General features: G+C 57.2%; 18 protein-coding genes and 1 tRNA gene. 15 read left to right on the forward strand and 4 right to left on the reverse strand.

Going from position 1 to position 10875, the window contains the following annotated elements:
- The 3 genes from PG892_RS19580 to PG892_RS19590 all read right to left on the reverse strand — a co-directional run.
- Nucleotides 1-197: hypothetical protein (locus PG892_RS19580; RefSeq protein ID WP_270825727.1), on the reverse strand; the 197-nt coding region annotated here is incomplete at its 3' end.
- Between the two features lie 22 nt (nt 198-219).
- A complete protein-coding gene (locus PG892_RS19585) occupies nt 220-645 on the reverse strand; it encodes an LPP20 family lipoprotein (protein WP_010673311.1) in 426 nt (141 codons plus the stop codon).
- Nucleotides 646-733: 88 nt separating this feature from the next.
- Nucleotides 734-1354, reverse strand: a complete 621-nt coding sequence (locus PG892_RS19590) for a FlgO family outer membrane protein (RefSeq protein ID WP_010673310.1) — start codon at nt 1352-1354, stop codon at nt 734-736.
- 265 nt (nt 1355-1619) lie between these two features.
- On the opposite strand from PG892_RS19590, the gene PG892_RS19595 reads away from it, so the two are divergent.
- The 7 genes from PG892_RS19595 to PG892_RS19625 all read left to right on the forward strand — a co-directional run bounded on the left by PG892_RS19595 (nt 1620) and on the right by PG892_RS19625 (nt 6898).
- Nucleotides 1620-2771: a flagellar assembly protein FlgT gene (locus PG892_RS19595; protein ID WP_039041370.1), complete on the forward strand. Its 1152-nt coding sequence runs from the start codon at nt 1620-1622 to the stop codon at nt 2769-2771.
- Nucleotides 2772-2821: 50 nt separating this feature from the next.
- Nucleotides 2822-2898 (forward strand) — tRNA-Arg (locus PG892_RS19600).
- Between the two features lie 234 nt (nt 2899-3132).
- Nucleotides 3133-4083: a DUF932 domain-containing protein gene (locus tag PG892_RS19605; protein WP_198497819.1), complete on the forward strand. Its 951-nt coding sequence runs from the start codon at nt 3133-3135 to the stop codon at nt 4081-4083.
- Nucleotides 4084-4130: 47 nt separating this feature from the next.
- Complete coding sequence (locus PG892_RS19610) at nt 4131-4481, forward strand: type II toxin-antitoxin system RelE/ParE family toxin (protein WP_068982280.1); 351 nt, start codon at nt 4131-4133, stop codon at nt 4479-4481.
- Nucleotides 4481-4783 (forward strand): helix-turn-helix domain-containing protein, encoded by a 303-nt coding sequence (locus tag PG892_RS19615; RefSeq protein WP_042046566.1) that lies wholly within the window; start codon nt 4481-4483, stop codon nt 4781-4783. The genes PG892_RS19610 and PG892_RS19615 overlap by 1 nt, the downstream gene beginning before the upstream one ends.
- 172 nt (nt 4784-4955) lie before the next feature.
- Nucleotides 4956-5945 carry a YqaJ viral recombinase family nuclease gene (locus PG892_RS19620; RefSeq protein ID WP_198497820.1) on the forward strand — a complete coding sequence of 330 codons (990 nt, stop codon included), beginning with the start codon at nt 4956-4958 and terminating at the stop codon, nt 5943-5945.
- Nucleotides 5942-6898, forward strand: coding sequence for a recombination directionality factor (locus PG892_RS19625; RefSeq protein WP_198497821.1), 957 nt, complete (start codon nt 5942-5944; stop codon nt 6896-6898). Before PG892_RS19620 ends, PG892_RS19625 begins: the two co-directional genes overlap by 4 nt.
- An 11-nt stretch (nt 6899-6909) precedes the next feature.
- Here PG892_RS19625 and PG892_RS19630 read toward each other — a convergent pair whose 3' ends face one another.
- On the reverse strand, nt 6910-7260 hold the full coding sequence (locus PG892_RS19630; protein WP_198497822.1) for a helix-turn-helix domain-containing protein: 351 nt from the start codon (nt 7258-7260) through the stop codon (nt 6910-6912).
- A 207-nt stretch (nt 7261-7467) separates the two neighbouring features.
- Here PG892_RS19630 and PG892_RS19635 point away from each other — a divergent pair, with 207 nt between their 5' ends.
- From PG892_RS19635 to PG892_RS19670, 8 genes are all read left to right on the forward strand, one after another.
- Nucleotides 7468-7803 (forward strand): hypothetical protein, encoded by a 336-nt coding sequence (locus PG892_RS19635; protein ID WP_139737641.1) that lies wholly within the window; start codon nt 7468-7470, stop codon nt 7801-7803.
- 48 nt (nt 7804-7851) lie between these two features.
- Complete coding sequence (locus PG892_RS19640; RefSeq protein WP_198497466.1) at nt 7852-8301, forward strand: hypothetical protein; 450 nt, start codon at nt 7852-7854, stop codon at nt 8299-8301.
- Between the two features lie 176 nt (nt 8302-8477).
- Complete coding sequence (locus tag PG892_RS19645; protein ID WP_270825731.1) at nt 8478-8732, forward strand: YkvA family protein; 255 nt, start codon at nt 8478-8480, stop codon at nt 8730-8732.
- Nucleotides 8733-8751: 19 nt separating this feature from the next.
- A complete protein-coding gene (locus tag PG892_RS19650; protein WP_270825732.1) occupies nt 8752-9177 on the forward strand; it encodes a DUF2787 domain-containing protein in 426 nt (141 codons plus the stop codon).
- A gap of 9 nt (nt 9178-9186) precedes the next feature.
- Nucleotides 9187-9597, forward strand: a complete 411-nt coding sequence (locus PG892_RS19655; RefSeq protein WP_270825733.1) for a hypothetical protein — start codon at nt 9187-9189, stop codon at nt 9595-9597.
- Nucleotides 9598-9655: 58 nt separating this feature from the next.
- Complete coding sequence (locus tag PG892_RS19660) at nt 9656-9847, forward strand: hypothetical protein (protein ID WP_270825734.1); 192 nt, start codon at nt 9656-9658, stop codon at nt 9845-9847.
- 123 nt (nt 9848-9970) lie between these two features.
- The gene (locus PG892_RS19665; RefSeq protein WP_270825735.1) at nt 9971-10126 is read left to right on the forward strand and encodes a hypothetical protein; all 156 of its coding nucleotides are present in this window, start codon (nt 9971-9973) and stop codon (nt 10124-10126) included.
- An 87-nt stretch (nt 10127-10213) separates the two neighbouring features.
- On the forward strand, nt 10214-10477 hold the full coding sequence (locus tag PG892_RS19670; RefSeq protein WP_270825737.1) for a hypothetical protein: 264 nt from the start codon (nt 10214-10216) through the stop codon (nt 10475-10477).
- Nucleotides 10478-10875 lie beyond the last annotated feature (398 nt).

A 10875-nucleotide genomic window follows, 5' to 3' on the forward strand; every position in this document is an offset into this window, starting at 1 on the left:
GGTATAACCTGGCCAGAAGGAGGCAATATCAATATGATGCACGGCGACAGCAGGGTGATGGTGGTGGTGTGTTTGGACAGCCAGTTTACCAGCACCCTGTCTGTCAACTTCCACTTCCCCAAGATCCCGCGAAGAACCAAACAAAAAGGCGAGCCTGCGCTCGCCTTTGTCTGTGCCGTGATGATCGCCGGGCTCATGCCGGCGCCCCCCGGACCCGCCCTAGAACTGGCCCGCCATCAGCTGGTTCAGGTGATAGAGGTTGCGGGTATCGAGCTCCAGCTCGGTGGCATAGGTGTTGCCACGGGGATAGGTCGCCACCACCCGGGCACCGCGCACCATGCCCGCCACCGACACATCCAGGGAGTTGGAGGTCTGTGTCAGGTCCTTGTAGCTGCTCTGGCCGCGCACCTGCTGGCCGTTGAGCTGCTCCGCCAGCTCCCGGTAGGCGTCCATCTTGGAGGCGCGGATCGCCTGCAACATCTTCTCGGACTGGGAGGGACCGGGCTGGATGTCGATCACCGCATACCCCACCGCCTTGAGCACCGGGAAGTCATCGGGCTTCTCGCCCACGTCATAGTTCACCACCCGGTTGCCACTGCACGCCGTCAGCAACATGGCCATCAGGCAACCCAACAAGATTTTCATCGCTGTTTCCCCGCTTTCCTGTTCACCATACACGATGTTTCACGGCTCAATGTCAGCCAGCCCGTTTCACGCTTCATGACGCGCCACCTCAAGGGGTCAGGTTGACCAGATGACCGGACGGGCTCTGGCCCCCCCGCATCAGGTAACCGCGATTGATGGAGGCCCGGCCAAAGGAGTTGCTGGCACCGGACAAATATTGTTTCGGGATCAGGCTCTGGGCCGTGGTCTCCACCATCTTGGTGCGTAGATCGATGATGCGGGCGTTGACTAGGATCCCCTGCTGATTGCGGCTGAAGGTGCCGGTCAGGATGCGGGAGATGGGCAGCCGGGACGAGAGATCCTTGTAGTTGCGGCTCATCACGAAGTCCCCCTGCGGGGTCACCTGGATGTTGCCCGTGGTCTTGAAATCCACCACCACCTCACCGCGCCGGTTCAGCTCGTAGATGAAGCTCTCCTCGATCTGCTGCCCCATCCAGTTGGTGTCCTTCAGGGTGTCGAGATCGACAAAGGAGGCGACCGCAATGGGCTCGGTCAGGGTCGTGAGAGACTTGCGCTCCATCAGCTGATCCGTCATGCGGGCCACCAGCCAGTTGAGCTCCATCCCCTTCGCCGCCTGGCGAGGGTCTCCCAGCTCCCGATTGATGGGGTCGGCCGACCCGCAACCGACCAATGCCAGCGCCACCGCCAGCACCGTGATAACTCTCTTCATGGATACCTTTCCTGTATCTGCACCTGACCTGTTATCGGTCGCAACCGCCAACACTTGAGGCGGGAATGCGCGCAGGATCCTCGATGATCCCCGGGCAAAGGCGCGCACTGTGCCACCGGAGCCCGCCGCGCGAGCTCCGGCCAGGGAAGAAGGCATGGTTCTTGCTTTTATTTGGTCACCCGCTCCGGTGCAGACCGGATCTGTGTCCAGGATCCCTGACCCGCCCCACCGGCGGCAGCGGGGTCGCCCACTCAAGGTGTTTGTTATGAAAGTTTCGCTGCTGTTCACCCTGCTGCTGGCCAGCCTGTCGGCCAGGGCCGAACTTATCGAGGCCCAGGGCAGTGCCGCCATTCTGGGGGGCGACGAGGTCTACGCCCGCGAGCAGGCGACCCGGGATGCCCTGCGCCAGGCGCTGCTGGCCAGCGGTGCCTCCGTCTCCAGCATCCAGCGCCTGGAAAACGGCAGCCTGCGCTCCGAGCAGATCCAGATCCGCTCCGGCGGCGACATCCGCCAGTACCGCCTCAAGCGCGAAGAGGTGCGCAACGGCCGCATGTACATCACCCTCGTGGCCGACATCCAGGCGGAGCGGCAGATCTGCCAGACCCAGCACTACGCCAAGGATTTGACGCTGGTGCGTCTGCGCATGCGCTACCCGGACCAGGCGAGCACCGGTGCCCTGGACGACATGCCCGCCGACCTCTCCCGCCGGCTGTTTGAAACCCTGGCGACGACGCCCCAGGTGGTCGCACGCCAGTGGCTGGACGAGAACCTGCGCATCGACCCTCTCCATCTGCAACAGGGGGATCGCAGCGCCCTCGAGGAGATCAAGGCCCTGAGCCTGCGCACCGACAGCCAGTATCTGGTGCTCGGCAGCATCGACGACCTCTCCCTCGAGCCCCAGGGCAACGCCCTCACCAGCTGGTATGAGGATCCTGTGCGCAACTTCTCCATGCAGCTCTACCTGTTCGACGGCATCAACGGCAGCCTGCTTGGCCGCAAGGAGTACAAGGGCCGTGCCAACTGGACCTTCTCCAAGCGGGAACAGGTGGGCAGCAGCGGCGGCCAGTTCTGGCAGTCGAGCTTTGGCCAGGAGGTGGGCTACCAGTTGAAGGAGGCGGCCCAGGACATCGCCGCCGAACTCGCCTGTGCCCCCGTCACCGCCCGGATCGTGGCCCAGCACGAGCGCGGCCCCCACATCAACCTGGGCCGTCGCAACGGGGTCAAGCTCGGGGACCAGTTCCGGGTCCAGCACAGCGCCGACTTCGTCGACCCCTATGGCAAGTCCAGGGTGATGCGCAACCCCGCAGACGGTCTGTTCGAGGTGGTGCAGGTGTTCGAGGATGGCGCCATCATCAGCAGTCAGAACAAATATTCGCCGTTCAATGTCCAAATCGGTGACCTGGCCGTATTGGAATAGGAATCAAGGGTTTAAAAGCACAATGCTTCTTGTATAATGCCCGCCACAAGGTTCCCGTAGCTCAGCAGGATAGAGCGGTCCCCTCCTAAGGGACAGGCCACTGGTTCGACTCCAGTCGGGAACGCCATACAAAACAAGGGGTTAGCATCGTCATGATGCTAACCCCTTGGTCGTTTTAAGCCTCGTACCCCTCTCCGTACCCCTCCACTGCAGTTCATTGCACAACACCATCATGCTGTAACCCCCTTAAAATAATGAGAATTTAATAGCAAATGAATCCTATTCAATAAACTTTCAAACCTACATCACCTCCATGAGTTAGCAGGCTGAATATCTGCATTTCACAATTCCTGGAGGAGATATGGCTCACCTTATCGATACGATGGCCTACACCGGCCAAACCCCTTGGCATGGCCTTGGCAATGTTTTGCCCCCGCAACAATCTCTCGATATCTGGCTACAGGCAGCCGGGATGGATTGGACCATCGAGCAGAGCGACGTGATGTTTAACGTCGCCTCCGATGCGCTACATATCCGCCCCTACAGCGACAGCAAGGTGCTGTATCGCTCCGATACCCTCGCCCCTCTGTCAGTGGTCTCAAGCCGTTACAACGTGGTACAGCCTCACGAGGTGCTGCACTTCTATCAAGACCTGGTGGAAGCCGGTGGTTTTGAGCTGGAGACCGCGGGCTCGCTCAAAGGGGGCCGCAAGCTGTGGGCACTGGCCAAAACCGGTCAGGATCTCAAGCTAGCAGGCGGTGATTTGGTGAAGTCCTATCTGCTGCTGGCGACCAGCTGCGATGGCACGCTCTGCACCACGGCACAGTTCACCTCGCTGCGGGTGGTCTGCAACAACACCCTGCAGATGGCGCTACGCGGTGCGACCGGTGCTATCAAGGTACCCCACTCTACTCAGTTCGACGCCGCTGCCGTCAAAGAGTCGCTTGGGCTCGGGCTCTCCCATTGGGATGAGTTCAAGGCACAGACCAAGGCACTGGCACAACGGCCCGTCGCCCCCGAAGAGGCGCTACGCTTTTTCAGCGACCTATTGGCGCAACCGCTCGATGAGGAGAACATCATCCTCACCAAACCGGTACAACGGCTGCATGAGCTCTATCTGGGAGAAGGCATGGGTTCAGATCTTGCCAGTTCCCGCAATACCGCCTGGGGGCTGGTCAATGCGGTAACGGAATATGTCGATCACCACCGCCGCGCTCGCAGCCAGGATCACCGACTCGATTCCGCCTGGTTCGGTCAGGGGGCCCAGCTCAAAACCCACGCGTTGAACCAGGCCCTCAATCTGTTGCAGTAATGACGGTATCCATTTACGATATAAGCTAAAGATTATATTGGTGCGTTATGTGGACAGTAAAAACGACTGAGCTGTTTGATGCTTGGTTTGATGTGCAAGATGACGCGACGCAGGAGAAAGTCTTGGCCGGGCTACTCGCCTTAGCACAGGGTGGTCCATCGATAGGGCGCCCCCTGGTCGATACCATCAAGGGCTCGCGTTTTACAAACTTAAAAGAGCTGAGGGTGCAGCATCAGGGTGAGCCGCTACGCGCATTCTTTGCCTTTGATCCGTTGCGACAAGCCATTGTGCTTTGTGCTGGCAACAAGGGCGGGAACGAGAAGCGATTTTACAAAGAGATGCTACCGTTGGCTGAGGCACAGTACGCCAGTCATCTGGCTGAGTTGGAGGGAAAGTAATGGGAAGAACACTTGACGATTTGCTGGCCTCCCGTTCAGAAGAGAGTCGGCAACGCATCCAGGAAATGGCGACCGAGCTGTTGCTGGAGGTGCGTATACAGGCGCTACGCGAAGAGCTGGAAGTGTCGCAGGTCGAGTTGGCTAAGGCGCTCGGTGTCAGCCAGCCTGCCGTCGTGGCCATGGAGCAGCGTGGCAGTGATATCAAGCTCTCCACCATGAAACGCTATGTCGAAGCCATGGGCGGCAAGCTGCGTGTGGATGTCGAATTGCCAACCGGACGACACATCGGGTTCAACGTCTGACGCCGTTACGACGACCCGATAACCGGCATCTAGTGATGTAGACTGCCTGTCCCCCCATCCCGAGGCTGCATTTGCAGCCTCTTTTCATTCCATCAGATAGCAAAATCCCCTGACCCGGACTGGCGCATGCCAATCCGGGCGTCGCCATTTATGCCGTCAACAAGGAGTTGTCATGAAAACAAAAGCCAAATACGGCCAAGCCCTGCGGCTGGCCTCCACGACCCAATTAACCCGCGAGCAGTGGCTCGCTATCCGCAAACTCGGCATTGGCTCCTCCGATGCCGCCGTGGCCGTGGGGCTATCTCCCTACAAATGCCCGCTCAGCCTGTGGCTTGAGAAAACCGGTCGCAAGGAGCCGGAGGATATCTCTCACAAGGAAGCTGTGCTGTGGGGCATCGAACTGGAACCTGTGCTGGCGCAGGTCTACGCCAAACGCACCGGCTATAAGGTGCGCCGGGTCAATGCGGTGCTGCAACACCCCGAGCATCCTTTCATGCTCGCCAACCTCGACCGGGAGGTAATCGGCCATCCCGATGGGCCGGGCATTCTGGAGATCAAGACCGCCAGCTATCACAGCGCCCCCCAGTGGGAGGAAGGGGTGCCGGTGGCTTACCAGTGTCAGGTACTGCATCAACTGGCCGTCACCGGCCATGCCTGGGCAGAAGTGGCAGTGCTGATCGGCGGCCAGGATTTTCGGATTTATCGCATCGAGCGCGATGAGGAGAAGATCCAGGATCTCACCGAGCGAGAAGCGCAGTTCTGGCAGATGGTGCAACAAGACCAGCAGCCTGAACCTGACGGCTCCAGTGATGCTGCCAATGCTCTGAGCTGGCTCTTCCCCCGTGACGATGGCCAGACGGTGGATCTCTCCGATTCTCCCGAGTTCAACCAGCTGTTTGGCGAACTATTGCGCTTGCGTCAGCAAAAGGAAGCGGTCGAGCTACAGGAGTCGCAGCTCAAGCAGCGGTTGCAAGCGACCTTGGGTGAAGCCACTGCCGGGCTGTTTGCCGATGGCAAGATCACCTGGAAGCGCAGTAAAGACCGGCTGGCACCGGATCTGGATAAGCTAGGTCAGGATCATCCCGACTTGCTTACCCGTTACGTCAAACCGGTGCCCGGCGTGCGCCGTTTCACCATTCAACCCTTGAGGCAAACACCATGATCAAAGGACTGGCGATCACCCCGCCCGTGATCGGGCGGATCTGCATCGGCAAGCTGGTGCAAAAGCAGGATAAGTGGGTACCGGAGAAGGACGACAGCTTCACCCTCACCACCCAAGTACAACAGAAGGGGGGATGGTTGCTCCATCCCCTGCATCAACACTACTCATCGCAGAAAAGTGGCCAAGGACAGGAGCAGATCAAGATCCGCGCCATTCCGGTGCGGGTGCTGTTCAACGATAGCGACTTGAATCTACGGGCGGAATACAGCGCGTTTGACCGGCAAACCGGCAGGCCGCTGTGTGTCGGGAATGGGGAAGTAGCAAGACGTGTGGGGGCGCAAGGCATGGAGGAAGTCAGCTGCCCTGGACCAGAGCGCTGCGCCTTTGCCGGGCAACAGGGCTGCAAGCTGTACGGGCGACTGAACCTGTTTGTGGAGGGGCAAGGGGATGAGCTGGGTAGCTTTATCTTCCGCACCACCGGCTACAACTCGGTGCGCACTCTGGCGGCTCGACTGAAGTACCTGGAGGCTGTGAGCGGGGGCCATACCCGCTATCTGCCGCTCACCCTGCGGTTGCGGGCCAAGAGCACCACCCAGTCCTACCGCACACCGGTCTACTACGTGGATCTAACCTTGCGGGAAGAGACCCCCCTGACCGAGGCAGTCAGGCAGGCGCAGGAGGCTGCCCAGCGTGACCAAGAGGCAGGCTTGGCCATCGACCAGATGGAGCAGGCTGCTCGCGAGTTGCTGCGTAACGGCCAGTTTGAAGATATCGATGAGGAGGTGCCGATGCTGTTGGAGGAGTTCTATCCCGAAACCAACAGCGACGAAACGGCTAATGGTAACTCTGGTGTGGAGGCGACTACCTCGCATGCCGCACCGCAGAGGCCACAACCAAGAAGGAGTCCACTCACCAACAAATTGGGGAAAGGGAGCCCATCCTCTCCCCAGTGAATGGCGGGTGATCAGCGGGGACGCGCCAACCGCTCCACCAACCGTTCTACCGTTTCCAGCAACAGGCTTCGGTCAGCATCATTGAGCCGAGCCAGTTGCTGGCTCAGCACAATGCCCTGCTCGGTCGGGCGGTTGCTGGTCTCGCGCAGAAAGTCCGCCAGCTCACAGTCAAACAGCTGAGCGAGCTCCGCCAACCGCACCACGGTCGGCACCACAATTCCCCGCTCCATTCGTGAGACGGCTTCCATCCCGATATTGAGGTGCTCAGCCACATGCTCTTGCGTGAATCCGGCTTGAGTACGCTTGTGGCTGATCGCCTTGCCAACGCTCTTGGCTAACAGCTCAAGGTTGATATCTGTCATGGGTCCTCCAGTCAACCTCTATGGTTGACCATGGACCCATTGACGATAAGGACTCAAAAGGTAGACTAAAGACCTACTGAGTCCACCCGACAGCAATTGATGCTGATTTGACACAGATGTTAGGCCCTCGGTCGGTAAACCATCGTGACCAACTCGCAGCAGGAGGGCTCCATAAGACGCTTTTACTACACAATCAGGAAACAACTCATGGAAAGACTGACTTATGACGATCTGGCGACTGACAAGCTGGCTTCACTGATCCGTGCACGAAAATCCTTTGAGGTCGTGGGGCTATCGGGGCGTATGAGCGCAACCGTTATGAAACTTGAAAATACCATAGAAATAAATGGGTTGAGATGCCGGATCTATACCAAGGGCCGGATAGCAGCGGTAGGGGCCAGCGTCTTTGGCGGTATTACCGGTCTGGCCGGGATCGCATCTGCCGTCACTATCGCGGCACATAATCTCGCCACTTACAGTCCAGACTATGAAATCGTCAAGCATTTGGCGGATAACACCCTCACCGTGCTTTACAAAAAATAACCATGTTAACGGCTCATCGAAATCCTTGAGCCTTTAGGAGTCACAGGGATGAACAAACTCATCATTACCTCAACAGCACTGCTGCTGTGCGGCAACGTCCTGGCCTATGGCGAGGCCGGACGCTGGAGCAGCGGCTGGGGTCAGGGCACCAGCGAATACACGGCGGTGGTTAACCAGCAAAACAACCTCTATATCGCCTGTAATGACACCCGCAAAGTCAGCATGACGGCCACAGTGCAGGGCAAGGAGTACGGCTCTTATGCTGGGCAGGCTTTCTCCATCATCGTCGATGGCAGCCAATACGATGCGCCCTATGAGACCGAATCCCGTGTCGGTGAGAACAACTTCTTCGACATGTGGGGCAAGCTGCGCAAGGCCAAGTCGATCCGCATTTTAACGGCTGACGGCAAGCAACTCGCACTGCCAACCAAAGAGGTCGCATCTGTACTGCCCGCCACTAATACCCCCGAGTTTGACTGCTTGATGTGGGACCAATAGTTCACACCCATTCCCATCCAAGAGGAGGCATTTGCCTCCTCTTTTTATTTCTGCCATTCACCCACTCTTGAAGGAGACGCACTATGCCCCCCTGCATTCCCCCTGAATGCGAGCCATTCGATCACCAAGGCTTTTGGCACAAACTCTGGGCCTTTGCCAAACGGGCTGGTCGGCCCTTGATCGAGACCTGCCTGTTGCTCTACTACACCAGCCAGAAGGACGACCTGCCGCTGTGGGCCAAGCTGCTGATCTACAGTGCGCTGGCCTATTTTATCTCACCCATCGATGCGATCCCGGACGTGTTGCCGATGGGGCTCACCGATGACATCGCGGTACTCAGTGCGGCGCTCGCCAGCATTACTGCCTTTATTGATGAACAGATCCGTGCCCGTGCAGCCAGAAAAATGCGCGAGCTGTTCGGCCAAGATTAACCCCCACAAGGAGTACACCATGACCATTCCCTTTTTCCGGGACGGCTTTGCCCTGCCCGTTGACCACGCATTGCTGGTTCTGCTCAACCAAGAAGTCGCTAAAACCGAGCTCAATATCGAGCGCTTAACCCAACTGACCTTCAACTTTCGTAACCCCGGCTACAACGCCGAGCAAGGCGGCGTGCACCCAGTCGAGATCCGCCTGATCCGTGGGCTCGATGGCTGGCTGTTCGATTACGTCACCGACTTCAGCTACCAGGGGCTCGGCCAGGATGCCGAACTCTGCAAGGAGCTCGATTTCAACTTCCTCGATGGGGACCACACCATGTTGGGCTGGGGACCAATGCGACTTGTAGAGGCGCGGGAGTTGTTCGACATCTGGCAGCGCAACTTCATTGCCTACTGCCGGTTGGAATGCTTCAGCGTCACGGTCGCAGGAGATTAGGAGGACACGATGAGCCAAGAATTAGCGCTCTCCCACTACACACGCCAGTGGCTGGGACGAGTCGCCACCAGCGCCAAGCTAACCCCCACTCGCAGTGGTCAACGTTGGCTGCTGCACCTGACCCCGGATAGTCCACACATCCGCACAGTCACCCTGCAGGTCCGTTGGTCTGGCGTGCAGTGGCAACTGCTCTCCCTGACCAATGCCGAGGACTGGCACACCATGAGCCAGCTGGTCGATGAGATCTGCATTGACCCCAAGCGAAGTTGTTTCTGGCATTGCCAAGCAGGGCCGGTGCCGCTCAGCGAGCAGCCCCGCGTGCTGGCCAACTTTCTGAGCGACCTGCAGCGCATCTGCATCCATCGCGGCTATGCCGTGGAGAGTGACCCCATCCCTGACAAGGAGAGAGAAGATAATTAACGCCGTGATCACCATTGAGCTGGAGGCTTACCTTGAGCACAATGGTCAGGTTGAAGCAGTGCATGACCAAGGCCAGCCAGTGAACGGTTATGCCCTCTACCTGCGCTATGAAAACGAACGGGGCGATGCACTGGCGCAATGGCTGTGCGACCACCCGGATCACCGCTGGCTAACCCAGCTAGGCACCATGCTCGCCACCAGTTACCGCGTTCCGCTGCACGACTACACACCGCACACCTTGGCGGCCTGAACACCGCCAACCAAGCCTGCGGTCACCCCCCATCCAATAGCCAATTAACCAACTACCTCGCCTACTCTGCCGCCTACTCTGCCGCGTCCAATGCAGTGGGGCGATGGCGTATCTAGCACCATCATGCTGCATCACAAACTGATCGCCGTGGAGATCCCCGGCACCTATCTCGTCACTGAGCTGATTAACAAAGAGGACCTGTTGACCATCGCTAACCAGATTGCCCGTCAGATACTGGCCAAGGGCATCGCTATCACCGACAAATACTTGTTACAATGAGTACGATAAAAGAATGAGCAAGAGCTCTGTAGCTCCCCACAAATTATTAATTGTTTTTTTGACTTAATTTAAAACAAGGCGAAACGAATGGAACTTACCAATAGAACAGAAACTTTAAATAAAAAATTCCAAATGATAGGTTTATCTGCTGATTGGGTCTTTCAGACTTGGTTGATAAGTGGAAATGAAAATGATGGTATAGTTATTTTTGAAAACGAAGATAGCTCATGCTACGAAGTGATTGAGTTTCATTGCAAAGATGAAGAACGAACCGAAAATCTTTTATTTTCAGGAGATTTTCACGAAATCGAATGTTATATTATTAACATGTTCAACACCCCACTTAAATAATGGTCAGGTTAAATCACCACTGTAAATTAAATCAGTCATACTTAGAACCATCATTCTATACCCACACCTAATTACTATTTTTTACCTGGTGGAGCATGGTGGTTTTGAACTGACGACTAATGAGATTGCACAAACTGGGCTGAGCTCCCTTCCTCTTGTGGTCTACTATTCGGAACAGCTATTTAGGCCAAGCATCCTAACTCCGCAAGGAGCTCGATTTCTACTTCCGTTATCTCCATCAACGCTAAGCTGAAAAATGCTCGTCGTCATTATGGCTGGTTATTACATCTAACGCTTCTGAATAATCTGGTTATTTGCATTCCTGATTACCCATGATTAGCAGTCACCACGAGCTATACTGATCTTACGTACAGTTACTGAGGTGCGAGATCATGGCC

The organism is Aeromonas sp. QDB68 (genome assembly GCF_027707405.1).
Lineage (GTDB): Bacteria > Pseudomonadota > Gammaproteobacteria > Enterobacterales > Aeromonadaceae > Aeromonas > Aeromonas caviae.

What these genes read in the sequence shown, in the direction of transcription:
- PG892_RS19615 (WP_042046566.1), top strand. Translation starts at nt 4,481, where the DNA reads ATGGGAAGAACACTTGACGATTTGCTGGCCTCCCGTTCAGAAGAGAGT.
- PG892_RS19630 (WP_198497822.1), bottom strand. Translation starts at nt 7,260, where the DNA reads ATGACAGATATCAACCTTGAGCTGTTAGCCAAGAGCGTTGGCAAGGCG.
- PG892_RS19655 (WP_270825733.1), top strand. Translation starts at nt 9,187, where the DNA reads ATGAGCCAAGAATTAGCGCTCTCCCACTACACACGCCAGTGGCTGGGA.
- PG892_RS19585 (WP_010673311.1), bottom strand. Translation starts at nt 645, where the DNA reads ATGAAAATCTTGTTGGGTTGCCTGATGGCCATGTTGCTGACGGCGTGC.
- PG892_RS19595 (WP_039041370.1), top strand. Translation starts at nt 1,620, where the DNA reads ATGAAAGTTTCGCTGCTGTTCACCCTGCTGCTGGCCAGCCTGTCGGCC.
- PG892_RS19625 (WP_198497821.1), top strand. Translation starts at nt 5,942, where the DNA reads ATGATCAAAGGACTGGCGATCACCCCGCCCGTGATCGGGCGGATCTGC.
- PG892_RS19650 (WP_270825732.1), top strand. Translation starts at nt 8,752, where the DNA reads ATGACCATTCCCTTTTTCCGGGACGGCTTTGCCCTGCCCGTTGACCAC.
- PG892_RS19665 (WP_270825735.1), top strand. Translation starts at nt 9,971, where the DNA reads ATGCTGCATCACAAACTGATCGCCGTGGAGATCCCCGGCACCTATCTC.
- PG892_RS19610 (WP_068982280.1), top strand. Translation starts at nt 4,131, where the DNA reads ATGTGGACAGTAAAAACGACTGAGCTGTTTGATGCTTGGTTTGATGTG.
- PG892_RS19635 (WP_139737641.1), top strand. Translation starts at nt 7,468, where the DNA reads ATGGAAAGACTGACTTATGACGATCTGGCGACTGACAAGCTGGCTTCA.
- PG892_RS19605 (WP_198497819.1), top strand. Translation starts at nt 3,133, where the DNA reads ATGGCTCACCTTATCGATACGATGGCCTACACCGGCCAAACCCCTTGG.
- PG892_RS19620 (WP_198497820.1), top strand. Translation starts at nt 4,956, where the DNA reads ATGAAAACAAAAGCCAAATACGGCCAAGCCCTGCGGCTGGCCTCCACG.
- PG892_RS19670 (WP_270825737.1), top strand. Translation starts at nt 10,214, where the DNA reads ATGGAACTTACCAATAGAACAGAAACTTTAAATAAAAAATTCCAAATG.
- PG892_RS19590 (WP_010673310.1), bottom strand. Translation starts at nt 1,354, where the DNA reads ATGAAGAGAGTTATCACGGTGCTGGCGGTGGCGCTGGCATTGGTCGGT.
- PG892_RS19640 (WP_198497466.1), top strand. Translation starts at nt 7,852, where the DNA reads ATGAACAAACTCATCATTACCTCAACAGCACTGCTGCTGTGCGGCAAC.